This window comes from Methyloversatilis universalis FAM5 (assembly GCF_000214035.2).
Taxonomy (GTDB): Bacteria; Pseudomonadota; Gammaproteobacteria; order Burkholderiales; family Rhodocyclaceae; genus Methyloversatilis; species Methyloversatilis universalis.
The window spans coordinates 21,105-46,144 of record NZ_AFHG01000052.1; the positions used below are offsets into that span (position 1 = coordinate 21,105).

The window sequence follows — 25,040 nt, forward strand, 5'->3', positions numbered from 1 at the left end:
TACCGGGCCGGGCCCGGACCTATACTCGGGCGCCTCGACAATCCGACGGTCGCCCATGATGTTCCATCGTTCCTCCCTCGCTGCGGCCCTGCTCGCGGTCGGGCTGCTCGCCCACTCGCCGGTGCAGGCCGCCGATTCCGCCAGCCGCTACTACGAGGACGCGCTGGTCCGCTTCGAAAAGAAGGACGACGCCGGCGCCATCATCCAGCTCAAGAACGCGCTCAAGGCGGATCCGAACTTCCTCGCCGCGCACATGCTTCTCGGCCGTGCGGCGCTGCGCAAGGGCGACTACGCGGCCGCCGAGGTGGCGCTGCGCGAGGCGCAGAAGCAAGGGGTGTCGCGGGCCGAATACATCGTGCCGCTGGGCAATCTGCTGCTGGCGATCGGTCGGCAGAAGGAAGTGCTGGAGACACTGCAGGTGGACGACCTGCCGCCGGGCGTGCGCTATGAAATGACCCTGGTACGCGCCCGGGCCTACCTGGAACTGGGCCAGTATCCGCAGGCGCTGGCCACGGTAAAGGATGCGCGTACGCAGAATCCGTCCGCGGCCTCTGCCGTGGTACTGCATTCGCGCATCGCGCTGCAGGCCGGTCGGCCGGACGAGGCGGCGTCGCTGGCCGAACAGGCGACTTCGATGGCGCCGTCCGATACCGATGCCTGGGGTCAGCGCGCTGCCGTGGCCTACGCCGCAGGACAGCTCAGCCAGGCCCTGGGTTACTACGACCGGGCCGTACAGTTCGGGCCCGACAATGGCGAAGCGCTGCTCGGTCGCGGCTCGGTGCTGATGGATCTCGGCCGCATGCAGGACGCCAAGCAGTCACTGCTGCGTTCTTCGGATGCCGATGTGACCGAACCCCGCGCGGCCTATCTGCGCGCCGTGATCGCGGAAAGCGAGGGCAACAAGGACGAGGCACGCAAGCTGCTCGGCGAGGTGACCAGTCTGATCGATCCGCTGCCGCGCTCGGTGCTCACCAGCCGTTCCCATCTTGCGCTGATCGCCGGCCTGTCCCACCTGGGTCTCGGCGGGGCGGTCAAGGCGAAAGAGTATTTCGAACTGCACATCCGCTTCTTCCCGCAGCAGATGGCGGCGCGCAAGCCGCTTGCATCGCTGCAGCTCGCCATGGACGAGCCGGCGGCGGCGATCTCCACGCTCGAGCCGCTGATGCGCAGCGGCGGTACGCGCGACCCTGAAGCGCTCACGCTCATGGCCAATGCGTACAGCAAGCTGAAGCGCTATCAGCAGGCGACCGAACTGCTCGAACAGGCCGCCAAGCTCGGAAATTCCTCCCAGGTCCGCACATCGCTCGGGCTGAGCCTGATCGGTGGAAAGCAGACGGCCCAAGGCACCGAACAGCTGCGCAGCGCACTGCGGGAGGACCCGGGGCAGGCGCGGGCGAGCACTGCGCTGGCCCTGGTTGCGCTGCGCGAGAACCAGCCGCGCAAGGCGGTCGAGCTGATGGAGGCCGTGGTCAAGCGTGAGCCGGACAACCTGGCCGCGCTCAATCTGCTGGGGGTCGCCCGCGCCGCGGCGAAGGATTTCGCAGGCGCCCGCAAGGCGTACGAAAAGGTGATGGCGGCCGATCCCAAGTTCGACGGCGTCAAGCTCAATCTCGCCCGGCTCGAGATCGCAGAAGGCAAGCCCGAACAGGCCCGCGCTCGTCTGAACGCGCTGCTCAAGGACAAGCCGGACCAGGCGTCGGCGCTGTTCGAACGGGCCATGCTGGACGCATCGAGCGGTCGTTCCGCCGAGGCACTGCGCGGGCTGGAAACGCTGCATGCCAAGCACCCCAATCATGTCGAAGGCCGAGTGGCGCTGATCGAAATGTATCTGCAGACCGGTGCGCTGGATAAGGCGCTCGAAGTCGCCCGGGGCGTAAGCCAGGGGCAGCCCGGCTATCTGCAGATTCAGGGGGCGCTGGCACGGGTGCAGCTGGCGCGCGGAGACGCCGCCGGCGCCCGCTCCACGCTGACCGCAATGACCCGGGTGGCCGATTTCGAACCGGGGGCTCAGTACCGTATCGCGCAGCTGCAGCGTCTTGCGGGCAACCCCTCGGGCGCGGCCTACAGTCTGGAGAAGGCCCTGCAGGGTGACCCGGGTTTCGTACCGGCCAAGATCATGCAGGCCGACCTGCTGCTTGCCGAGAGCCAGATAGACAAGGCCGACGCGCGTGCCCAGGAAGTGCTGAAGTCGCCGGCTGCGCCGGCCGACGCCTATCGTCTCGCCGGTGACGTGGCCATGGCCCGCAGCCGCTGGAATGATGCGATTGCCCACTATCGCGCCGCGCTGGGACGTGGCGCCGGCGTGGAGGTGGCCGGGCGTCTGTACGAGGCGCATCGCCGTGCGGGGTCGCCGCAGCAGGGCAGGGCGGCGATCGAGGCGCTGGTCCGGGAGCGGCCGAAGGACATGTCGGTCCGTCTGCTGCTGTCGCAGGTCCAGACCGACGCCGGTCAGCTGAAGGAGGCGCGTTCCACGCTGGAAGGCGTGATCCGTACCGCCGGCGAATCCGCTCCGGTGCTGAACAATCTGGCCAATCTGCAATGGCGGCTGCAGGACGCCGCCGCCCAGCAGACCGCCGAGCGGGCGTTCAAGCTGGCGCCTTCCGACCCGGTGGTGCTCGATACCCTGGGCTGGATACTGGCGCAGAAGGGGCAGCATGACGCAGCGCTGCGTCATCTGCGCGAAGCACGCCTGCGCAGCCCGCAGAATCCCGAAATCCGCTACCACCTCGGGTGGGCGCTTGCCAAGGCAGGTCGAGTCAGCGAAGCCCGCCAGGAACTGGATGCGGCGCTGCAGGCCGGTGTGCCCTTCCCCGGGGACGACAAGGCGCGGGCGCTGCGCGGCGAGCTGGGCGCACGCTGAATATGTCGACAATATTTACACCACAGAATTTTACACTCGACAAGTCATTGAATTTAAAGTGTTGTCATGGGCTGGCCCCTATCTTGCTAAGTACGTGCAAGACAGTAATGTCCCCTTTCACCAAGGAACGACAATGAACAAGAAACTGATCCGGATTCTGGGCGCGGCGATGATCGCCGGCTTCGGTACTGCGGCATCTGCGGCTGACTATTCCTGGGCCTTCACGTCGAGCGCGACGTCGGCGACCAGCGCGGCAGGCTTCGGCAGCAACATCACCGAGTATTCGGCGATGAACTACACCAACGCGGCAGGTCAGACCGTCAATATCCAGGGATTTGCGAACACCGCGAGCGGTTCGACCATTGAGCGCGCCTATCTGACCTATCAGGGCTCCAGCGGCCTGGGCATGACCAGCCGCGATTCGACCGCCAACGACGAAGTGACTTCTACCGGTTACGCGCAGACCGGCAACAACCAGCACGCGCTGGACAACGCCGGTGCGATGGAAGGCATGCTGTTCTCCTTCGGTTCGGACATGACGCTCGGTCTGGTCGATATCGGCTGGTTCAGCGGAGATTCGGATCTGACCGTGTACGCCTACACCGGCTCGTCGGTGGCGGACATCACCACCACGCTGACCGGCAAGACCTTCTCCACCCTGACCGGCTGGACCAAGATCGGTGATTTCGCCGGTAACAGCGATCCGCGCGCCACCACGAACTCCACGTATTCGCGTTACTGGCTGGTCACCCCGGGTTCGACCGCCGATGCGCTGGACTACGTCAAGATCGCGGGCGTGACCGCCACCACCAAGCCGGTGACCCCGCCGCCGCCGGCAGTGCCGGAACCGGCTTCGCTGGCGCTGATCGGTACTGCGCTGGCCGGCATGGTCGCGGTTCGCCGCCGCCGCAAGACAGCCTGAGCGTTCGCTTCAGGGACAAAAAAACCGCGCTCCGGCGCGGTTTTTTTTCGTTCATCCTTTCCTTGTACGTTTCCCGCGGTGCCGGGCGCCCGGTGCGGTTCGCGCCCTCGCCCGCGGCCGTTCACACCGCGTTCTCGGGGGGCGCTTCGGCGCTGTCTTCCTGCGCCTGCAGCGCCCACATCTGCGCGTAGGCGCCGTCCAGCGCCAGCAGTTCCGCGTGGCTGCCCCGCTCGATGATGCGGCCGGCTTCCATCACCAGAATCTGGTCCGCGTCCATGATGGTGGACAGCCGGTGCGCGATCACCAGCGTGGTGTGGCCGCGCGCGATCTGTTCGAGCTGGCCCTGTATGGCCTGTTCGGTGCGTGAATCCAGCGCCGAGGTCGCTTCGTCGAAGATCAGGATGGGCGGGTTCTTCAGCAGCGCGCGCGCGATGGCCACACGCTGCTTCTCGCCGCCGGACAGTTTCAGGCCGCGTTCGCCCACCTTGGTCGCGTAGCCGTCCGGCAGCTTCTGCACGAAGTCGTGCAGCTGGGCGGCGCGGCTGGCGGTCTCGACTTCGGCGGCCGACGCACTGACCCGGCCGTACTGGATGTTGTAGTGGATGCTGTCGTTGAACAGCACCGTGTCCTGCGGAACGATGCCGATGGCGCCGCGCAGGCTGTCCTGGGTGAGCCGGCGGATGTCGTGGCCGTTGATCGTGATCCGGCCGCCGCCCTCGTTCACGTCGTAGAAGCGGTAGAGCAGCCGGGCCAGCGTCGATTTGCCCGAGCCGGAGTGCCCGACCACCGCGACCCGGCCGCCGGCCGGAATCGTGAAATCGACATCGAACAGGATCTGCCGCGACCGCTCGTAGCCGAAATTCACCTGCTGGAAGCGCACTTCGCAGGGGCCGGCAGGCAGCGCTACCGCGTCCGGCACATCCGCCACTTCGCGGTGGGTGTCCATCAGCGCGAACATGCGCTCGATGTCGGTCAGCGACTGGCGTATTTCCCGGTACAGCACGCCCAGGAAGTTCAGCGGAATGTAGAGCTGGATCATGAAGGCATTGACCAGCACGATGTCGCCCAGCGTCATCCGGCCTTCGGCCACGCCCACGGTCGCCCGCCACATCATCAGCGCCACGCCCACGGCGATGATCGCGGCCTGACCCATGTTGAGCCAGGACAGCGACACCTGGCTGCGCTCCTGCGCACGCTGCCAGCGCGCCAGCTGCTCGTCGTAGCGCAGCGCCTCGAATTCCTCGTTGTTGAAATACTTCACCGTTTCGTAGTTCAGCAGGCTGTCGATGGCCCGCGTATTGGCGGCCGAATCCAGCTCATTGGCTTCGCGCCGTATCGTGGTGCGCCAGTTGGTGACGGTGACGGTGAAGGTGATGTAGAGCGCCAGCGTGACGAAGGTGATGAGCGCAAAGCTCGCTTCGTACTGCACCGCCAGAATGCCCAGCACCAGCCCGATCTCGACCAGCGTGGGCAGGATGGAATACAGCGTGTAGCTGATCAGCGAACCGATCGCCCGGGTGCCGCGTTCGATGTCACGGGTCAGGCCGCCGGTCTGGCGTTCGAGGTGGAAGCGCAGCGACAGCGCGTGCAGGTGACGGAACACCTGCAGCGATATGCGCCGCACCGCCTGCTGGGTGACGCGCGAGAACACGATTTCGCGCAGTTCGGTCAGCATCGAGGTGGAAAAGCGCAGCGCGCCGTAGGCCGCCAGCAGGCCCAGCGGCACCAGCAGCGGTGCCGCCTCCAGTGCGGCACGCGACTGTGTGGCGGCGGGTGCCAGGGCGTCGATGATCTGCTTGAACACCAGCGGCACGGCCACGTTGGAACCCTTGGCCAGCACCAGACAGGACAGCGCGATCAGCACGCGCCATTTGTAGGCCCACAGATAGGGCAGCAGGTTGCGGATGGTTTCGGAATCGCGGCGGCGGGTGCCCGGGGCCTGTTCGGCGGGCGTCGGGAGGGTGGCGTGTCGTCTCATGTCCCGATTCTAAGCGGCGCAGCGTGGTTTCGGCGGGAAGCGCCTGGTGGCCGCGGCGCCCCGCCGCGATGCGGCGTTTGAAGGCGGGATGGCGTCTCTCCGGTCGGCAGGATCGTAACGCGGCGCTGTAGCCGCTTGCGCGTCGCGATGTTCAGCGTCGGCGGCCGCAGCCTGTGAAGACGCGAACCCGGGTCACAGCAGCAGCGCCAGCCAGGCCGCACCCACCGACAGCAGGACGCCCGGCACCACCTGGGCCGCGAATGCGCGGTCGCCGGCGGTGAACGCCACCACCAGCTTGCTCAGCGCATTGGTGCTGAAGCCGGCCAGTATCGGCAGCACCGTCTGTTCGGGAGTGATGCGGCCGCCGGCCTGCAGCGCCGCGACCGCCGCGGCCGCCGAATGGGCGTCGGCGAAGCCGGCCAGCGCGGCGGCCAGGCCGGCACCGCCTGCGCCGTAACGGTCGGTCAGCCAGGCGGTCACCAGCATCAGACCGCCCATGGTGGCGGCGAACAGCAGGGCCAGCCGCGGATTGAACGGGCGCCCGGGCGGTGGCGGTTCGCCGTCGTGCGCCCGGGTACCGCGTAGCGCGCACAGCACCCCGTAGGCGGCGGCGGTCAGGCCTGCCGCCAGCAGCGAAGGGGTCAGCGCACGCAGCACCGCCGGGCTGGCGGCGGTCAGCAGCAGCGCCAGATACAGCACGGTGGCCAGCGACGACAGCACGGCGCCGGACACCGCGGCGGCACGCAGGGCCGGCTGGCGACGCGCATGTGCGCCCATGGCGGCGATGGTGGCGGTGCTGGATACGAATCCGGAGGCAAAGCCGGCGAAGGACAGACCGCGGGCCGGCCCGACCAGCCGCAGCGCGATGTGGCCGCAGGCGTTGATCGTCATCATGAGTACCGCGAGCCGCCACAGCGTGCGCGGGTTCACTGCGCCCAGCGGGTCGATCGCGCGGTCCGGCACCAGCGGCAGGATGACCAGGGCCGCGGCGGCCAGCAGCAGGCCGTCGTGCACCTCCTGCTCCGACAGCGCGCGCACGACGAAGCGGTGCAGTGCGCTGCGTGCCGCGAGCGCGATGGCGACCACCACACCGACGCCGGTGGCCAGTGGCGCATCCTGCATCGCGAGTGCGCCCAGCGCGAAGGTGAGGATGAGCGCGATTTCGGTGGTGAGGCCCGGGTCGTCGTCGCGCGAACGGCGGTAGGACACGACCGCCAGCAGACCGACCGAGGCGGCCAGCACCGCCAGCGTGATGCCGCCGCCCAGCAGCATGGCGAGCGCGCCGAGCAGCGACACCAGCGCGAAGGTGCGCAGACCGGCGGCGCTGCGGGTCGGGCCTTCGCCCTTGCGCCGCTCGCGCTCGATGCCGATCAGCAGGCCGATGCCCAGCGCGGCAGCCAGTCCGGTCAGGCGCGGATCGAGATCGGCGGGCATGCGGGATGACGCGATGTGCTCATGCCGTCACCTTAAACGATGAGCGCGTCGCGGGCGACCGCCGCCGACCCGCCGGCCGCGGGCGCCTGTAAAGTACGGACCGTTTCCGGAGAACAGCCATGCATACCACGCTCATCACCGTCGACGGCCTGCGCGGCGAGGACGACGTTCACGACATCATCAACGCCATCCACGAACTGCCGGGCATCAGCCTGGTCGAGGTCGCGCTGGCGACCGGCGTCATCAGCATCGAGCACAACCCGCTGGTGTGCGAAGCCGACATCCGCCAGGCGCTGGAGGACGACGGCTACGTGCTGCGCTGACCGCCGCTCACCACTTTCCGAGCGAGCGGATGTAGGCCACCAGTTCCCAGATCTCGTCCTGTGAGAACACTTCGCCCCAGGGCGGCATCGGCGTCGCGCCCTTGCCGCCGTCGCGTATCGTGTTGAACACGTATTCGGCTTCCAGACCGTCGCGGTCGATGAACAGCGCCGGCTTGTGGCCGTGACAGTAGTCGGCGCAGGTGGACTGGAAGCGCGCCATGCCCGCCTTGATGCGGGCCGGGTCACGCAGGTCGAAGGGCGCCGGTCCGGCCGATGCGCCCGGTTCTGCCGCCTTGTCCGGCAGCACCGCGTTGAAGGCCATGGCCGAAGCCATGCAGCCCATCAGCGCGAAAAAAATGAATGTAGGTGTCTTCATGAAGGATTCCGGGTGATGCGTTGTTCTGGAATGCCGTCACGCCGCGGGAGGGGCGCGACGTGACGGCAACCGGCAGCGGGCACCCGCCGCCGGGTCATGCTCAGTCGACCTGCACCGCGACCAGTTCGGCCGGCAGACCGGCGCCCCCGATCGGCACCACGACGTACTGCCTGCCGTTGGCCCGGTAGGTCATCAGCGCACCGAAGGCGGCGCCCGGCAGCCTGATTTCGCCGAGCAGATTGCCGGTGCGCGCATCGTGCGCGTACAGGAAGGGCTCCTTCTCCTCGGCGGTCGCTTGGGTGATCAGCGCGTTGCCGCGCGATGACAGGCCGATCACCGAGTTCGTGCCTTCCGGTGCGAGGAAGAGCACCTCGTCGGTCAGCGCGATGAAGCTCTCACGCGGTACGCCGACGCGGTCCAGCTTCAGGTCCTTGAGCGCCGGATGGTCGACCGGACCCTTGCCCGCCGGAATGCGCCACAGGTGCTTGCCGGTGTTCATGTCGATCGCGGTGACCGTGGAGAAAGGCGGCTTGAACAGCGGCAGACCCTGAGGGCCGCCCACACCCGCCCAGGTGCCGGTGTAGTCGTACACGCCTTCGTTCTCCTTCTTCAGCTTGATGCCGAAGGGGATGGTGAAGGACGGGACGTACAGCACATTGGTTTTCGGGTTGTGCGCGGCGCCGGCCCAGCTGGCGCCGCCGAGCACGCCCGGTACCTGCAGCGTGCCTGCCTTGTCCAGCGTGGGCGGGTAGTAGAGCGGGCCGTAGTTGTAGCGCGACAGGATCTTTTTCGCCTCTTCCTTCAGCTGCGGCGTCAGGTCGATCAGGTCGTCCTCGGTCACGCCCTGCTGCACGAAGGGCGCCGGCAGGCTGGGGAAGGGCTGGGTCAGCGACGACCGTTCGCCGGGCACGGTGGATTGCGGCACCGGCTTTTCGGTGATCGGCCACACAGGCTGGCCGGTGCTGCGGTCGAAGGTGAACACGAAGCCCTGCTTGGTCACCTGGGCCAGCGCCTTCACCTTCTTGCCATTGACCGTCAGGTCCATCAGGTTGGGTGCGGTCGGCAGGTCGTAGTCCCACAGGCCGTGATGCACGATCTGCTGGTACCAGGCGATCTTGCCGGTCTTCGCGTTGAGCGCCACCACCGATTCGCCGAACAGGCCGTTGCCCTTGCGGTGGCCGCCGTAGAAGTCGTTGGTCGGGGTCGAGAAGGGCAGATAGACCAGGCCCAGTTCCTCGTCGCAGCTCGGACGCGCCCACATGTTTGCCGAGCCGGTGGTCTTCCACGAACCGTCTTCCCAGGTTTCGTTGCCCGGCTGGCCTTCCTGCGGCGGCTGCTCGAAATGCCACACGCGCTTGCCGGTGCGGATGTCGAAGGCCTGGATGTCGCCCGGCGGGTGAGACTTCATCGGCGAGCGGCCGACCGCGAACGAATCGAGCACCGCCAGGCTGGGCACCACGGTGTTGCCGCACACGATGGGCGGCGAGGTGAGCGATACCAGCGAACGATCGACGAAGCGGCGCAGGCCCTTGGTCAGATCGATGCGGCCCTTGTCGCCCCAGTTTTCGATCGGCTTGCCGGTCTTGGCGTTCAGCGCGATCAGGTAGCCGTCACCGGTGCCGACCAGGATGCGCTTGTCCTTGCCATCCGCCCAGTAGGACAGGCCGCGGCTGATGAAGCCGAGGTTGGGCGGCGTGCCTTCGACATAGGCCTTCGGATCGTAGGTCCACAGCGTCTTGCCGGTGCTGCCGTCGATGGCCGACACCATGGCCATCGGCGAACTGGAATACAGCACGCCGTCGATGGCCAGCGGCGTGGACTGGTTCACCCAGGTGCGCAGTTCGGCGTTGTCCTGCCACACCTTGTTGTCCGGCATGGACCAGCGCCAGGCCACCTTCATCGACTTCACCGACTGCGCATTCACCTTGCCGCCGGCCAGGTAGCGCGAGCCCGCCTTGTCGCCGTTGTATTCGGCCCAGTTGTTCGCGGCTGCGCTGCCGCAGAACAGCGCTATGCAAAGCGCGCTGACCACCGGCCTGAGGGCCGGTCGCATGGGAGTTTTCATCGTTTTCCTCTCTCCGTCTGATGTGCGTGGAGCACGCCATGCGAGCTGTGCGGACAGCCGCGGCGTGCCTGTCTCACAGCGCAATACCGATGCCAGATCGAGGAACGGGAAATGCTCCCGGAATGTCCGGGAGCGGAATCTTCAGGGTGCCGGGTTCGGCCGATTCCGGGAGGACTTCCCGAGACGGCTGTCTCCCGGCGGAGAGGCAGCTGTCTCAGGCGTGAGGCAGGAATGAGTCAGATGTGAAGCATCAGGCGGCGCTCGATGCCGCCTGTCTGCGCCGGCGGAACAGCCGGCGCAGCAGCCCTTCGGCGTCGTCGATATAGGTATAGACCACCGGGATCACCAGCAGGCTGAGGAAGGTCGAGGTGATGAGCCCGCCGATCACCGCGATCGCCATCGGACTGCGGAAGGACAGATCCGCCGAGCCGAAGCCGACCGCGATCGGCAGCATGCCGGCACCCATCGCGATGGTGGTCATCACGATGGGGCGCGCGCGCTTGTGGCAGGCGTCGATCAGCGCGTCGATGCGCGACAGGCCGTGGTCGCGCCGCGCGACGATGGCGTATTCCACCAGCAGGATGGAGTTCTTGGTCGCCACGCCCATCAGCATGATCAGACCGATCAGCGACGGCATCGAGAAGCTCTTGCCGGTCAGCAGCAGCGCGATGAAGGCGCCGCCGATCGACAGCGGCAGCGCGGCCAGGATGGTGACCGGCTGCAGCAGGTCCTTGAACAGCAGGATGAGCACCAGATAGATGCACAGCACGCCGGTGAACATGGCCAGACCGAAACTGGCGAACAGTTCGTTCATCGTTTCGGCATCGCCCACCACCACCTGCGAAATGCCCGGCGGCAGCGCGTTGATGCTGGGCAGTGCCTGCACCGCGGCGCTCACCTCGCCGAGCGGTACGCCGGACAGTTCGATCTCGAAATTCACGTTGCGCAGCCGGTCGTAGCGGTCGATCACCGCCGGCCCGCTGGACAGTTCCAGCGTAGCCACCTGGCCCAGCATGACCGGCCCGGCGCCCGGCCGCAGCGTCGGCACCGGCAGCCGCGCGAGCAGATCCAGATCCTTGCGTGCGGCGTCCGGCAGCCGCACCGTGATCGGCACCTGGCGGCGCGGCAGGTTGAGCTTGGGCAGGAACTGGTCGTAGTCGCCCACCGTAGCCACCCGCAGCGTTTCGCCGATCGCCGCCGCGCTGACGCCGAGGTCGGCGGCGCGCGCGGTGTCCGGCCGCACCGCGATTTCCGGCCGCAGCAGTGCCGCGCTCGACGAAATGCTGCCGATGCCTGGAATGGTGCGCAGATCCTTTTCCACCGCGCGGGCCGCTTCCGCCAGCGTGGCCGGATCCTCGCCGCTCAGCGCCAGGATGTACTTCTCGCCCGAGGCGCCGAGGCCCACCTTGGTGCGTACCCCGGGCAGGTCGGCGATGGCGGCGCGGATCTGCTGTTCGGTCACCTGCTTGCGCACGCTGCGTTCGCTGCGCTCGGCCAGCAGCACGGTGAGCGTGGCCTTGCGCACTTCCGGCTCGCCCTGGGCCGAGATCGGGTCGTTGCCGACCGCGCCGCTGCCTATCGTGGTGTAGACCCGCTGCACGTACTCGATCTTCATCAGCCGCTGGCGCGCCTGTTCCGCCAGCTCGCGGGTCTGCGCCAGCGTGGCGCCCGGCGGCAGTTCGATGAACACCTGGGTCTGCGGATTGTCGTCTGGCGGAATGAAGCCCTTGGGCAGCAGTGGAATGAGCGCCAGCGACGCGACGAAGAAGGCGGCGGCCGCGATCACCGTCAGATGCCGGTGGCGGATGCACAGCCGCGCGAACGCGAGGTAGCGGCGCATGAGCCAGCCGTCCTCCTGCTGTGCGTGCGTCGCCGGCTTCAGCAGATAGGCGGCCATCATCGGCGTGAGCAGGCGGGCCACTACCAGCGAGGCGAACACCGCCAGCGCGGCGGTCCAGCCGAACTGCTTGAAGAAGCGGCCGGCGATGCCGCTCATGAAGGCGGTCGGCAGGAATACCGCGATCAGCGTGAAGGTGGTGGCGATCACCGCCAGCCCGATCTCGTCCGCCGCTTCGCGCGCCGCCTCCAGCGGCGTCTTGCCCATCTTCAGGTGGCGGACGATGTTCTCCACCTCGACGATGGCGTCATCAACCAGGATGCCGATCACCAGCGACAGCGCCAGCAGCGTCACCACATTGATCGAGAAGCCGAACAGATACATGCCGATGAAGGCCGGGATGACCGACAGCGGCAGCGCCACCGCGGACACGAAGGTGGCGCGTCCGTCGCGCAGGAAGGCCCACACCACCAGCACCGACAGCAGTGCGCCCTCGTACAGCATGGTCATCGAGCCATCGAATTCCTCCTGCACCGGCTTCACGAAGTTGAAGGCCTCGGTCACCGTCATGTCCGGGTGCTCGGCGCGCAGGGATTCGATCGCCGCCTGCACGCCGCGGCCCACCTCGATTTCGCTGGCGCCGCGGCTGCGCGTGACTTCGAAACCCACCACTTCGCGGCCGTCGAGCAGCGCGACCGAGCGGCGCTCGGCCACCGTGTCGCGGATGGTGGCGATCTGCTCCAGCCGCACGCGGCGACCGTCGGCCAGCGCGATCTGGTAGCCGCGCAGCGTATCGACGGTTTCGGCGGTGGCCAGCGTACGCAGCGGCTGTTCGCCGGCACCGAGGTCGGCACGGCCGCCGGTGGCTTCGATCTGCATCTGCCGCAGCTGGCGCGACACGTCGGCCGGACTGGCGCCCAGCGCCTGCAGACGCAGCGGGTCCAGTTCCACCCGCACTTCGCGCTTCGCGCCACCGACCCGGTTCACCGCACCGACACCGGGCACCGCGAGCAGCTTGCGCGCGACCACGTCGTCGACGAACCAGGACAGGCCTTCCTCGTCCAGCCGTGACGACGACACGGTGAAGGCCAGCACCGGCGTAGCGGCCAGATCGAGCTTGGTCACCACCGGATCGCGCAGATCGTTCGGCAGGTCGGAGCGCACCCGCTGCACTGCCGAGCGCACCTCGTCCAGCGCCTCCTGCACCGGCTTCTCCAGACGGAACTCGACGATGTGGGTGACCACGCCGTCCTGTATGCGGGTGGTGATGTGCTTGAGGCCCTGCAGCGTGGCGATCGAGTTCTCGATCTTGCGCGCGACGTCATTCTCGAGCTGGCCGGGGGCCGCACCCGGCAGCGCGGCGCTCACCGTGATGGTCGGCAGGTCGAGGTCAGGGAAGTTCTGCACCTTCATCGAACTGAAGGCGAGCAGGCCGGCCATCGTGAGCAGCACGAACAGCACCAGCGCCGGCAGCGGGTTGCGGATGCTCCAGGCGGACAGGTTCATGGCGCCACCACCTTCACCCGGTCGCCGTCGGCGAGGAAGGTGCCGCCGCTGGCGACGATGCGATCCTCGGCGGCCAGACCGGCGCGCACCTCGATGCGGTCGCCGGCGAGCAGGCCGGTGTCCACCTTCACCTGCGCCACCGTGGCCAGATCGCCTTCCTGTGCGCTCACCCGGAAGGCATAGCGGTGACCGTCGCGCAGGCTGAGCGATTGCAGTGGCACAGTGAGCGCCTCGCGCGCGCCGCGCGCGATCTGGCCGCGGGCGAACACGCCGGGCCGCAGGCCCTTCTCGTAGCCGCCGGGCAGGTCGACATGGACCAGCGCGTTGCGGGTCTGCGGGTCCAGCGTCGGCGCCAGCGTGCGGATGCGGCCGTCGACCGGCGGCAGGCCGGGCGCCTTCACCGTGACCGGCAGACCCGGGCGCAGCGCCGGCAGTTCGTCCGCGGTCACTTCCGCCCGCCATTCCAGCCGGCTGCCGCGCACCAGACGGAACAGCGGCTCGCCGGCATTGCCGATCGCGCCCAGCGTGGCGCTGCGTGCCGAAATGACGCCGTCGTCTGGCGCCAGCACGCGGGTGCGCGCCAGCCTCAGCGTCTGCTGCTGCACCTGTGCGCGGGCCGACGCCAGCCGCGCCTGTGCGGTCTGTTCCGCCACCCGGTACTGGGTGAGCTGCTGCGCGCTGAGCGCGTCGCTGCCTTCCAGCCGGCGCGCGCGGGCGGCGTTCTGCGCCGCTTCGTCGAGTGCTGCGGTGGCTTCCTGCGCGGCGGCTTCGGCCTGGGCCAGATCGGCGCGCACGGTTTCGTCGTCGAAGCGCGCGAGCAGCTGGCCGGCTTTCACCCGGTCGCCGATGTCGGCGCGCACCTCAACCAGTTTCAGGCCGCTCACTTCGGTGCCGATCAGCGCCTCCTGCCAGGCGGCGATGCTGCCATTCACCTGCAGGCCGTCGGGCAGCGTGCTGCGGGCGGGCTGGACCAGGGTGGCGGTCAGCGCCGGCTTGGCGGCCTTGGGCGGCGTGTCGGAAGGCGCTTCACCGCAGCCGGCCAGCAGCAGCGCCAGGCCTGCCATGAGGCCTGCCAGCGGGCCGGACGCGGTGAAACGAACGAAAGGGAATGCAGGGCGTGTCATCGGGACACCTCGGGATGCGGGAATGCGTCGAATTCGGGCGACAGCGCCCAGTCACCGCCGCTTGCGCGGTAGAGCGCGATGGCGGCAGCGACCTGTTCCTGTTCCAGCGCAAGGCACTGGCTGCGGGCCGCCAGCGTGGCGCGACGGGCGGTTTCGACATCGTCGAGCCGGGCCAGGCCGGCCGCGCGCTGCGCCTCTACCGCCGCCAGCCGGGTGGCGTGGTCGCGCTCGGCGGCGCGGGCTTCCGGCAGTCGTGCGGCCGCGGCGTCCAGCCGTACCAGCGCGTCTTCCACCTCGCGCACTGCGCGGCGCACGGTGGCGTCGAAGGCGCTGGCGCGTGCGGTGTATTCCGCGCGTGCGGCGTCCACATTCGCCGCGCGGCGGCCTGCGTCGAACAGCGGCAGCGTGAGCGTGGGGCCGATGGACCATGTCCGCGTGGTGACTGCCGGCCCGCCGTTGATCGCGATGCGGGTGGGCGAAATGTTGCCGCTCAGGCTGAGCGCCGGATAGCGCGACGCTTCCTGCACGCCGATGCGCGCGCTGGCGACCGCCACCTCGCGCTCGGCGGCGGCCACGTCCGGGCGCTGCCGCAGTGCGCGCGCCGGCACCGCGTCCAGCGTGAATACCGGCGGCTGCGGCAGGCGCAGCGGGTCGCTGGCGAGGCGGGCGCGCAGCGTGGCTTCGTCCAGTGCGGTCAGTTCGACCAGGCGTTTCACGTTGCGGCTGCAGTCGGCGCGCAGCGCGGCGACCTGCGACGCGGCGTCGGCCACCAGCGCACGCGCCAGCGCGCGCTCCGACGGCGGCTGGAAGCCGGCCTCGACCAGCTTTTCGGTGCTGTCCAGCGACGCCCGACGCGAGGCGTGGTCGGCTTCGGCGAGGTCCAGCCGGCGCGCGCAGTCGCGCACCGCCAGATAGGCGTCCGCGGTTTCCGCCGCCAGCGCGACGCGGGCGTCATGCCAGGCCGCAGTGCGCGACAGCAGCTGGGCGCGTGCCGCCTCGCGCTCGCGCGCCAGACCGCCGAACAGATCGACTTCCCAGCTGGCCTGCAGGCCGATCTGCTGCTGGGTGCGCAGCGTGGCCGGACCGCCGAAGGTGAAGGACGAACGGTTCACCGAGGCGTCCACGCTGAGCGCGGGCAGACTGGCCGCGCCCGCGGCCACCGCGTCGGCGCGTGCCTGCACGATGCGCGCGCGGGCGGCGGCGAGGTCGGCGCTGGCGTCCTGCGCTGCCTGCTGCAGCTCGATCAGCAGCGGGTCATTGAAGCCGGCCCACCATGCCGCCAGCGCTTCGATCCGTCCGTCATGGGCCAGCTGCACGCCGTCCGGCGTGCCGGTCTGCCACGCCTCGGCACTGCGCGGGGCGGGCGTTTCATGGTCCGGGCCCAGTGTAGTGAACAGGCCGCGCTCGCTGGCGCAACCGGTCAGCGCCGCCGCGACCAGGGTCAGCAGCCAAGGGGCTGCATGCCTAGTGCGCATCGCCTTCTCCCTTCCGCCGCAGCCGCTCGCCCTCGATCATCGACACCGCGTACCCGGCCAGCCGTTTCGCCAGCAGGTCGATCGCCTCGGGGCTGGCGAGCAGGTCGGGCGCCAGCAGATCGATCAGCTCGCGGCCCACGTAGTAATGCACCGCCATCGAAATGACCGCCACCGCCAGCCGCTGCACATCGGTGTCCGGTGCGTCCAGCCCGAGTTCGGTACGCAGCCGCTCGACCATCCAGTCGTGCTGCGGGCGGATTTCGGCGTCGATCTCGTCCTGCCACAGCCCGGTCGGTTCGATCATTTCGCGGAAGTGCAGCTTCATCACCAGCTGCACCGCGTCGCTGTGCTTGAGCGGCAGCAGGAATTCGCGGAAGAAGGCGGTCAGCGCCGGGCGCAGCGGCAGCGCGGCGATGTCGGCCAGCCGCGCCGGATCGGTCGGTTCGCCCAGCGGCTCGCAGAAGGTGGCGCGGTACAGGCCGGCCTTGTCGCCGAAGTAGTAGCGGATGGCCGACAGGTTGGCGCCGGCCGCGTCGCAGATTTCGCGTGTGGTCGCGCCCTCGTAGCCACGCGCCGCGAACAGCCGGAGTGCGGCGTCCAGCAGGCGCTGGCGGGCGGCGGATGCGTCGTGTTCCATGCAGTGAATCAATCGATTGATTTAGTCCGCGCACTCTATGAATCAAACGATTGACTGTCAACACGCTCCGGTCATTGCGGCGGTGCAGGATTGACAGGGCACTGAACGCTGCTTATCTTTGATCGTACGATCAAACGAACGTTTGAATTTGCGCATGGACCTGCCTACGCTGCCGCTCCGCGCCCGTCGCAAGGGCGAACCCGCGAACGAAACCCGGGCCCTCATCCTTGACGCGGCGCAGACGCTGTTCGCCGCCCACGGCTTCGAAGCCACGTCGATGCGCATGATCACCACCACCGCCGGCGTCAATCTGGCGGCGGTCAATTACCACTTCGGCAGCAAGGACGAACTGGTGCGCGCGGTCATCCTGCGCCGGCTGCAGCCGCTGAACGCGCTGCGCATGCAGGCGCTGGACGAGGCGGAAGCGGTCGCCGGCGACGCACCGGTCAAGGCGCGCACCATCGTCGAGTGCTTTTTCGGCGGATCGCTGACCATGGCGGCGGAAAGCGGGCAGGGGCGTGAATTCATGCGTCTGCTCGGCCGCACCTTCACCGAGCCGTCGGCGGTGGTACGCGACTGCCTGGCGGTCGAGTACGCACCGGTGATCGCCCGTTACCGCGACGCGCTGAGCCGCGCGCTGCCGACGGTGCCGGTCGAGGACATCGTGTGGCGGCTGCATTTCATGTTCGGCGCCATGTCGCACGCGGTGTCGGGGCTGGACGCGCTGCAGGCGGTGACCGGCGTGCAGGTCGAGGGCCCGGATGCGATGAAGCGCATGGTGCCGCGGCTGATGAGCTTCCTGCTCGGCGGGCTGCGGGCGCCGCTGCCGGAGGCGGTCTGAATGGCAGGGCGTACCGATTGCTCGCGGTTCGTGCCCGGGACTGGACAGGGAAGGAGACGAGGATGAACGCACTGACTCCGCTGCTGTGGCTGATCGGCTTCGCGCTGGTCTTCGTCGTGCTGGCCTACCGTCGCGCGCCGCTGTGGCTGCACTGTGCGGTCCTGGCCGGCGGGCTGGCAGTGGCCGCGGTGCAGTACGACTGGCCGCTGCCGGTGCGGGTCGCGCTGGCGCTGCTGCTCGGCGTGCCGGCGCTGCTGCTGAACATCGCACCGCTGCGTCGTGCGCTGGTATCGAAACCGCTGCTGGCGCTCTACCGCCGCATCCTGCCGCCGATGTCCGACACCGAGCGCATCGCACTGGAAGCCGGCACCGTGTGGTGGGAGGGCGAACTGTTCCGCGGCCATCCGGACTGGACAAGGCTGCACGCCTATCCGGAACCGGCACTGACCGCGGAGGAACAGGCCTTTCTCGACCACGAGGTCGATGAGCTGTGCCGGCTGTCCGACGACTGGCGCATTTCGCATGAGCTGATGGATCTGCCGCCCGAGGCCTGGCAGTACATCAAGGACAAGGGCTTCCTCGGCCTCATCATTCCGAAGAAGTACGGCGGCAAGGCGTTTTCCGCCTGGGCGCACTCGCAGATCGTGACCAAGCTGTCGACCCGCTGTTCGGCCTCGGCGGTGACGGTGATGGTGCCGAACTCGCTCGGCCCGGCGGAACTGCTGCTGCACTACGGCACCGATGCGCAGAAGGACCACTACCTGCCGCGCCTCGCCAGGGGCCTCGAAATCCCCTGCTTTGCGCTGACCAGCCCGCAGGCCGGGTCGGATGCGGCGTCGATTCCCGATTACGGCATCGTATGCCGTGGCATGCACCAGGGGCGCGAGGTGCTGGGCATGCGGGTGACCTGGGACAAGCGCTACATCACGCTGGGCCCGGTCGCCACGCTGCTCGGGCTGGCTTTCCGGCTGTACGACCCGGAGCACCTGCTGGGCGAGGTGGAAGACCTCGGCATCACCTGCGCGCTGATCCCGACCGACCATCCGGGCGTGCAGATCGGCCGCCGCCATTTCCCGCTCAATGCGGTGTTCCAGAACGGGCCGAACTGGGGCAAGGACGTGTTCATGCCGCTGGACTGGATCATCGGCGGCCCGGCGATGGCGGGGCAGGGCTGGCGCATGCTGATGGAGTGTCTGGCCGCCGGCCGCTCGATCTCGCTGCCGGCGTCGAACACCGGCATGGCCAAGCTCACCGCGCGTGCGGTGGGCGGCTATGCCCGGGTGCGCAGCCAGTTCAAGACCGCGATCGGCCGCTTCGAGGGCATACAGGAGCCGCTGGCCCGCATCGGCGGCAATCTGTACATGATGGACGCGGCGCGCCGCATGACCGCAGCCGCCATCGATCTAGGCGAAAAGCCGTCGGTGGTGTCGGCCATCGTGAAGTACCACATCACTGAGCGCGCCCGCAGCGTGGTCAATGACGGCATGGACATCCTGGGCGGCAAGGGCATCTGTCTGGGCCCGTCCAACTTCCTCGGCCGCGCCTACCAGCAGATCCCGATCGGCATCACGGTCGAGGGCGCCAACATTCTGACCCGCAGCCTCATCATCTTCGGTCAGGGTGCGGTGCGCTGCCATCCCTACGTGCTGCGCGAAATGCGCGCCGCGCTGGCCGAGGACACGCCGGCCGCGCTGGCCGAATTCGATTCGGCGCTGTTCGCCCACATCGGCTACACCGTCATCAACGCGGTGCGCGCGCTGGTGACCGGACTCACCGGCTCGCACTGGGTCGGCGTGCCGGCCGGCGTGGCGCCGGAAACCCGGCGCTACTACCAGCAGCTCACGCGCTTCTCGACCGCCTTCGCCTTTCTGGCCGACGCCGCCATGCTCACAATGGGCGGCGACCTCAAGCGCAAGGAGCGGCTGTCGGCGCGGCTGGGCGACATCCTGTCGCTGATGTACCTGTGCTCGGCCACGCTGAAGCGCTATGAGGCGGACGGCCGTCAGGCCGAAGACGCGCCGCTGATGCACTGGGCGATCTGGGACGCGATGTATCAGGCGCAGCACGCCTTCGAAGGCGTCATGTCCAATTTCCCGAACCGCGCCCTCGCGGTGCTGCTGCGCGCGCTCATCTTTCCGCTCGGCCGGCCCTATGTGGTGCCGTCTGACCGCCTGGGCACGCAGGTTGCAAAGTGCCTGATCGAGCCGGGCGCCAGCCGCGACCGGCTGACCGCGGACATGTATCTGCCGCAGGACGAGCACGAGCCGGTCGCCGCCATCGAGCTGGCGCTGAAAGCGACCGTGGCCGCAGAGGCGATCGAGGCCCGGCTGCGCGCGGCGCAGAAGCGCGGCGAACTGAAGGCGCGCGGCCCGGCGCTGATGCAGGCGGCGGTCGACGCCGGCCTGATCGACGCGGCCGAGCGCGCGCTGATCGAACGGCGCGACCAGCTGCGCGACCGCGTGGTGAAGGTCGACGATTTCCCGCAGGACTTCGGTGCAGAGGCCGAAGCTGCCGCCCCGGTCGAAGCGCGTCACGTGAACGCGCTGGCCGCCTGAGGAGAGTCCATGTCCCTGCCTGACGTGTTCGTCGTCGATGGTGCGCGAACGCCCTTCCTGAAGTCCCGCAACACGCCTGGGCCGTTTGCCGCGGCCGATCTGGCGGTGGCTGCCGGCAACGCGCTGCTGGCCCGCCAGCCCTTCGCGCCGGACCGGCTGGACGAAGTCATCCTCGGCTGCGCCGCGCCGTCGGCGGACGAGGCGAACATCGGCCGCATCGCCGCGCTGCGCATGGGCTGCGGCGACCGCGTGCCTGGCTGGACCGTGATGCGCAACTGCGCCAGCGGCATGCAGGCGCTGGATTCGGCCCTGGCCAACATCCAGCGCGGCCGTGCCGATCTGGTGCTGGCCGGCGGTGTCGACGCGCTGTCGCGTGCCCACCTGCTGTTTTCCGACGCCATGGTGCGCTGGCTGTCGCAGTGGTACGCGGCGAAGTCGCTGGGCCAGCGCGCCGCGCTGCTGACGAAGTTCCGGCCGGCCATGCTGGCGCCGGTGATCGGCCTCATCCGCGGCCTGACCGATCCGGTGATCGGGCTGAACATGGGACAGACCGCCGAAAATCTCGCTACCCGCTTCGGCATCACCCGCACGCAGATGGATTTCTACGCGATGCGCTCGCATCAGCGCACCGCCCGTGCGGTGGATGAGGGCGCCTTCGGCGAAATTGCCGCACTGACCGGCAGCGACGGCACGCTGTACGCCGAGGACGACGGCCTGCGTCGCGATTCGTCGGTCGACCGGCTGGCGAAAGTGCGCCCGGTGTTCGACCGCCGGCAGGGTCGGGTGACCGCGGGCAACAGCTCGCAGGTGACCGACGGCGCGAGCTGGCTGCTTCTGGCGTCGCGCCGGGCGGTGGACCAGTACGGGCTGACGCCGCTGGGTCGCATCGTCGACAGCCAGTGGGCGGCGCTCGATCCGGCGCAGATGGGGCTGGGGCCGGTGCATGCCGCCACGCCCATCCTGCAGCGGCACGGCCTGGGCCTGAACGACCTCGACGCCTGGGAAATCAACGAAGCCTTCGCCACCCAGATCATCGCCTGCGTCGAGGCGTGGAAATCCGACGGGTACTGCCGCGAACAGCTCGGACTGTCACAGGCGCTCGGTACGCTGGACGAAAGAAAGCTCAACGTCGACGGCGGCGCGATCGCCATCGGTCATCCGGTCGGCGCCAGTGGTGCGCGCATCGTGCTGCATCTGCTGCACGTGCTGCGCCGTCAGGGCGGCGGCCGCGGCATGGCGGCCATCTGCATCGGCGGCGGGCAGGGCGGCGCGATGCTGGTGGAGACCGTATGACTGCGGAGATGAGCGTGCAGGCGAACACCTTCCGCCACTGGCGGCTCGAACGCGATGCCGGCGACGTGGCCTGGCTCACCTTCGATCGCGCCGGCGAGCACGTGAACACGCTGTCCGGCGAGGCGATGCGCGAACTGGGCGCGGTGCTCGACGCGCTCGATGCGGCACCACCGAAAGGGCTGGTCATCCTGTCCGGCAAGGCGGGCGGTTTCATTGCCGGTGCCGACATCGGCGAATTCGGCGCGGTGAAGGACGAAGCGGGCGCGCGCGACATCGTCGGCCGCGGCTGGAACCTGTTCAACCGGCTGGCGGCGGTGCCTTACCCGACCTGCGCGCTGGTTCGCGGCTTCTGCGTTGGCGGCGGCACCGAACTGGCGCTCGCCTGTCGCCACATCGTCGCGGTCGACGAGCCGGGCACCCGCTTCGCGCTGCCGGAAGTGCTGCTGGGCATCGTGCCCGGCTGGGGCGGCATGCTGCGGCTGCCGCAGCGTATCGGTGCGCCGGCAGCACTCGACATGATGCTGACCGGACGCGCACTGGACGCGAAGCGTGCGAAGGCCGCCGGGCTGGTCGACGAGATCGCGCCGGCGCGGCTGATGCGCGAACACGCGCGTGCCCGCGTGCTGGCTGATCCGCCGCGGCGCGCGCTGCCGCTGCTGCAGCGCCTGCTGCTCGGTCCGCTGCGCGGCACGGTGGCGAAGAAGGCGCTGGAAGGCGTGGCGAAGAAGGCGGCGCGCCGTCACTACCCGGCACCCTACGCCATCGTCGAGATCTGGCGCGATTTCGGTGGCAACGCGCTGGCGGTGCCGGCCGCGCATCCGGCGTCGATGGCGTCGCTGGTGGCCCACCCGACCACCGCCAGTCTGCAGCGGGTGTATCACCTGCGCGAACGACTGCGCGGATTCGCCAAGGCGGACAGCGCGCTGCCGCCGATACGCCGGGTGCACGTGGTCGGCGCCGGCGTCATGGGCGGCGACATCGCCGCCTGGTGCGCGCTGCGCGGCTTCCATGTGACGCTGCAGGACAACGGGCTCGAACGCATCGCGCCGGCCATGCAGCGGGCGGCGAAGGCCTTCGCGCGCAAGTTCCGCCGCGACCGCAAGGCGCTGCGCGACGCGCTCGACCGGCTGGTGCCGGACCCGACCGGTGCTGCAGCGGCCGGTGCCGATCTGATCATCGAAGCCATTTACGAGGACCTCGAAGCGAAGCAGACCCTGCTCGCCGACGTCGAACGGCGCGCGAAGCCGGAGGCGCTGATCGCGACCAATACCTCCAGCCTGCGCATCGAGGACATCGCGCGCGCGCTGCAGGCGCCCAGCCGGTTGGTCGGCATCCACTTCTTCAATCCGGTGGCAAAGATGCCGCTGGTCGAGGTAGTGCGCGGCGCAGGCAGTACCGACAGCGCGGTGCAGCGCGCCGCCGCCTTCGTCGGCGCGCTCGACAAGCTGCCGCTGCCGGTGGGCAGCGCGCCCGGCTTCCTGGTCAATGCGGTGCTCGGTCCCTACATGCTGGAAGCGATGAAATGCATGGACGAGGGCCTGCCGCCCGAGGTGGTGGACCGCGCAGCCCTCGATTTCGGCATGGCCATGGGGCCGGTCGAACTCGCGGACACCGTGGGGCTGGACATCGCGATGGCCGCCGGCAGCCGGCTGACCGGCGGGGCCGCGGCACCGGCCTGCCTGCAGGCGCGGGTCGAGCAGGGCCATCTCGGCCGCAAGACCGGGCAAGGCTTCTACGCATGGAAGGACGGGCACCCCGAACGCGCGCAGCCGGCCGCGGTGCCGGCTGGTCTGACCGAGCGGCTGCTGGCACCGCTGATTCAGGTGACCCGCCGCTGCGTCGATAACGCAGTCGTAGGCGACGCGGACCTTGCCGATGCCGGCCTCGTTTTCGGTGCCGGATTCGCCCCCTACACCGGCGGGCCGCTGCACTATGATGCGGCCTCCCATCCCGGACGCAGCGCCTCTGGCACGGTCCTGAACGCACACCACGCACACTGAAATGAGTACTGCAACCGAACACCTTCCGGACGAACAACCCGCGCTGCGCATGCTGCCCATGCCGCGCGATCTCAATGCCGCCGGCGACATCTTCGGTGGCTGGGTCATGTCGCAGGTCGACGTGGCCGGCTCCATTGCCGCGATGCGCCGCACCCGCTGCCGGGTGGTGACGGTCGCGGTCAATTCCTTCGTGTTCCTGCAGCCGATCACGACCCAGTATCTGGTGTCCTTCTACGCCCGCGTCGCGCGGGTGGGCACCACGTCCATCGTGGTCGATGTCGATGTCTATGCCGAAACCGGATACGAGAACCTGCGCGTGCTCAAGGTGGCGACCGCGCAGCTCACCTACGTGGCGATGAACGAGGACGGCAGCAAGCGGGCTATTCCGCCTGACCCCGCGAAGCCGTGAGCCCGACCCTATCCTGCGTGCCCAGTGCCGGGGCACGCTCTGAAAGCAGCACCCATTCGATGACGCACACAGGAGGAGACATGATGCAGACGACACAGCGCCGCGCCACCGGCACCGCGATGAAGGTACTGGCCATCGCGCTGGGTGCCCTCGGTTCGACGGCCAGCCACGCTGCCGCCTTCCAGCTGCTCGAAGGCAACGCGAGCGGTCTGGGCAATGCCTATGCAGGCAGCGCCGCCGTGGCCGAGGACGCCAGCACGGTGTTCTTCAACCCGGCCGGCATGACGCTGCTGCCCGGCCGCAATGTCGCCTTCTCGGTCGACCTGGTGCGGCCCTCGGCCAAGTTCAGCAATCAGGGATCGACCGTGCCGCCGGGTCAGGGCGTGGGCGGCAACGGCGGCGACGCCGGCGACTGGGCCGGCATTCCGGCCGGCTACATGACCTGGCAGCTGACCGACCGCGTCACCGCCGGCCTCGGCGTGGGCGCCCCGTTCGGGCTGAAGACCGAGTATTCGCCGGACTGGGTGGGCCGCTTCCATGCGGTGAAGTCGGAGATCAAGACGGTGAACATCAACCCGTCGGTCGCCTTCAAGGTGAATGACGTGCTGTCGCTGGGCGTCGGCCTCAATTTCCAGCGCATCGATGCGGACCTGACCAATATGGTCACCAACCCGGGTCTGGCCGGCTCGCTCGCGCGCGGGCGCATCAAGGGCGATGACACCGCCTGGGGCTGGAACATCGGCGCGCTGTGGCAGGTGTCGGACAGCACCCGCATCGGTGCGGCCTATCGCTCGAAAATGGACTACAAGCTGGAAGGCACCGCCGCCTTCACCGGCCTGAACGCGGGTGGCAACGTGGTCGCCGGCGTGCTGAACGGCACCCGCGGCGGCAAGGTGACCGCCGACGTCGAACTGCCGGACACCGCCACGCTGAGCGTGCATCAGAAGATTTCCGACCGGTGGACCATGATGGGCGACCTGAGCTGGACCGGCTGGTCCTCGCTGCAGCAGTTGCAGGTGGTCAACGTGAATGGCACGGTGGTGACGACCGAGGAACTGCGGTGGCGTGACACCTGGCGGGTCGCCTTCGGCGGCACCTACGCCTACAGCGACGCGGTGAGCCTGAAGTTCGGCCTGGCCTGGGACCAGACGCCGGTGCGCGAAAGCACCCGCCTGCCGCGCGTGCCCGACGAGGACCGCGTGTGGCTGTCCTTCGGCGTGCAGTGGCGGCCGGACGCCAGCTCTGCGGTCGACGTCGGCTACGCCCACCTGTTCGTCAAGGACGCCAGCGTGAACAACAACGGCGGCAGCGCGCTGCTCAAGGGCACGCTGGTCGGCGAATACGAGAACTCGGTCGATATCCTCGGCGTGCAGTACTCGACCCGCTTCTGATCCGCTCTTCCTGT

Annotated in this window: 17 protein-coding genes; 9 read left to right on the forward strand and 8 right to left on the reverse strand. The window is 68.8% G+C overall.

Annotation, left to right across the window (positions count from 1 at the left end; translation table 11 throughout):
* Nucleotides 1-55: 55 nt before the first annotated feature.
* Nucleotides 56-2,860, forward strand: a complete 2,805-nt coding sequence (gene prsT, locus METUNV1_RS11195; protein WP_008061768.1) for an XrtA/PEP-CTERM system TPR-repeat protein PrsT — start codon at nucleotides 56-58, stop codon at nucleotides 2,858-2,860.
* A 133-nt stretch (nucleotides 2,861-2,993) separates the two neighbouring features.
* Entirely contained in the window at nucleotides 2,994-3,782 is a 789-nt protein-coding gene (gene xdp1, locus METUNV1_RS11200) for an exosortase-dependent surface protein XDP1 (protein WP_008061769.1), read from the forward strand.
* Between the two features lie 121 nt (nucleotides 3,783-3,903).
* On the opposite strand, the gene METUNV1_RS11205 is transcribed toward xdp1, so the two are convergent.
* Entirely contained in the window at nucleotides 3,904-5,760 is a 1,857-nt protein-coding gene (locus METUNV1_RS11205) for an ABCB family ABC transporter ATP-binding protein/permease (protein WP_008061770.1), read from the reverse strand.
* A gap of 192 nt (nucleotides 5,761-5,952) precedes the next feature.
* A complete protein-coding gene (locus METUNV1_RS11210) occupies nucleotides 5,953-7,194 on the reverse strand; it encodes an MgtC/SapB family protein (protein WP_008061771.1) in 1,242 nt (413 codons plus the stop codon).
* A gap of 119 nt (nucleotides 7,195-7,313) precedes the next feature.
* Here METUNV1_RS11210 and METUNV1_RS11215 point away from each other — a divergent pair, with 119 nt between their 5' ends.
* A complete protein-coding gene (locus METUNV1_RS11215; RefSeq protein WP_008061772.1) occupies nucleotides 7,314-7,517 on the forward strand; it encodes a heavy-metal-associated domain-containing protein in 204 nt (67 codons plus the stop codon).
* 7 nt (nucleotides 7,518-7,524) lie between these two features.
* On the opposite strand, the gene METUNV1_RS11220 is transcribed toward METUNV1_RS11215, so the two are convergent.
* The 6 genes from METUNV1_RS11220 to METUNV1_RS11245 all read right to left on the reverse strand — a co-directional run bounded on the left by METUNV1_RS11220 (nucleotide 7,525) and on the right by METUNV1_RS11245 (nucleotide 16,537).
* Nucleotides 7,525-7,893 (reverse strand): c-type cytochrome, encoded by a 369-nt coding sequence (locus METUNV1_RS11220; protein WP_043359758.1) that lies wholly within the window; start codon nucleotides 7,891-7,893, stop codon nucleotides 7,525-7,527.
* A 100-nt stretch (nucleotides 7,894-7,993) separates the two neighbouring features.
* Nucleotides 7,994-9,958, reverse strand: coding sequence for a pyrroloquinoline quinone-dependent dehydrogenase (locus METUNV1_RS11225; RefSeq protein ID WP_232416333.1), 1,965 nt, complete (start codon nucleotides 9,956-9,958; stop codon nucleotides 7,994-7,996).
* A gap of 250 nt (nucleotides 9,959-10,208) precedes the next feature.
* Nucleotides 10,209-13,301: an efflux RND transporter permease subunit gene (locus METUNV1_RS11230; protein WP_008061782.1), complete on the reverse strand. Its 3,093-nt coding sequence runs from the start codon at nucleotides 13,299-13,301 to the stop codon at nucleotides 10,209-10,211.
* The gene (locus tag METUNV1_RS11235) at nucleotides 13,298-14,425 is read right to left on the reverse strand and encodes an efflux RND transporter periplasmic adaptor subunit (protein ID WP_008061794.1); all 1,128 of its coding nucleotides are present in this window, start codon (nucleotides 14,423-14,425) and stop codon (nucleotides 13,298-13,300) included. Before METUNV1_RS11235 ends, METUNV1_RS11230 begins: the two co-directional genes overlap by 4 nt.
* The gene (locus tag METUNV1_RS11240; protein ID WP_008061796.1) at nucleotides 14,422-15,900 is read right to left on the reverse strand and encodes an efflux transporter outer membrane subunit; all 1,479 of its coding nucleotides are present in this window, start codon (nucleotides 15,898-15,900) and stop codon (nucleotides 14,422-14,424) included. Before METUNV1_RS11240 ends, METUNV1_RS11235 begins: the two co-directional genes overlap by 4 nt.
* On the reverse strand, nucleotides 15,890-16,537 hold the full coding sequence (locus METUNV1_RS11245) for a CerR family C-terminal domain-containing protein (protein WP_008061798.1): 648 nt from the start codon (nucleotides 16,535-16,537) through the stop codon (nucleotides 15,890-15,892). Before METUNV1_RS11245 ends, METUNV1_RS11240 begins: the two co-directional genes overlap by 11 nt.
* A gap of 154 nt (nucleotides 16,538-16,691) precedes the next feature.
* Between METUNV1_RS11245 and METUNV1_RS11250 the strand changes: the two genes are divergently transcribed.
* The 6 genes from METUNV1_RS11250 to METUNV1_RS11275 all read left to right on the forward strand — a co-directional run bounded on the left by METUNV1_RS11250 (nucleotide 16,692) and on the right by METUNV1_RS11275 (nucleotide 25,026).
* Nucleotides 16,692-17,378 carry a TetR/AcrR family transcriptional regulator gene (locus METUNV1_RS11250; protein ID WP_008061799.1) on the forward strand — a complete coding sequence of 229 codons (687 nt, stop codon included), beginning with the start codon at nucleotides 16,692-16,694 and terminating at the stop codon, nucleotides 17,376-17,378.
* 62 nt (nucleotides 17,379-17,440) lie between these two features.
* A complete protein-coding gene (locus tag METUNV1_RS11255; protein ID WP_008061801.1) occupies nucleotides 17,441-19,933 on the forward strand; it encodes an acyl-CoA dehydrogenase in 2,493 nt (830 codons plus the stop codon).
* A 9-nt stretch (nucleotides 19,934-19,942) separates the two neighbouring features.
* Nucleotides 19,943-21,226, forward strand: coding sequence for an acetyl-CoA C-acetyltransferase (locus METUNV1_RS11260; protein ID WP_008061803.1), 1,284 nt, complete (start codon nucleotides 19,943-19,945; stop codon nucleotides 21,224-21,226).
* The gene (locus METUNV1_RS11265) at nucleotides 21,223-23,226 is read left to right on the forward strand and encodes a 3-hydroxyacyl-CoA dehydrogenase NAD-binding domain-containing protein (RefSeq protein WP_008061805.1); all 2,004 of its coding nucleotides are present in this window, start codon (nucleotides 21,223-21,225) and stop codon (nucleotides 23,224-23,226) included. Before METUNV1_RS11260 ends, METUNV1_RS11265 begins: the two co-directional genes overlap by 4 nt.
* 1 nt (nucleotide 23,227) lies before the next feature.
* Nucleotides 23,228-23,635, forward strand: coding sequence for an acyl-CoA thioesterase (locus tag METUNV1_RS11270; protein WP_043359760.1), 408 nt, complete (start codon nucleotides 23,228-23,230; stop codon nucleotides 23,633-23,635).
* An 80-nt stretch (nucleotides 23,636-23,715) separates the two neighbouring features.
* Complete coding sequence (locus tag METUNV1_RS11275; protein WP_008061808.1) at nucleotides 23,716-25,026, forward strand: OmpP1/FadL family transporter; 1,311 nt, start codon at nucleotides 23,716-23,718, stop codon at nucleotides 25,024-25,026.
* Nucleotides 25,027-25,040: the final 14 nt, after the last annotated feature.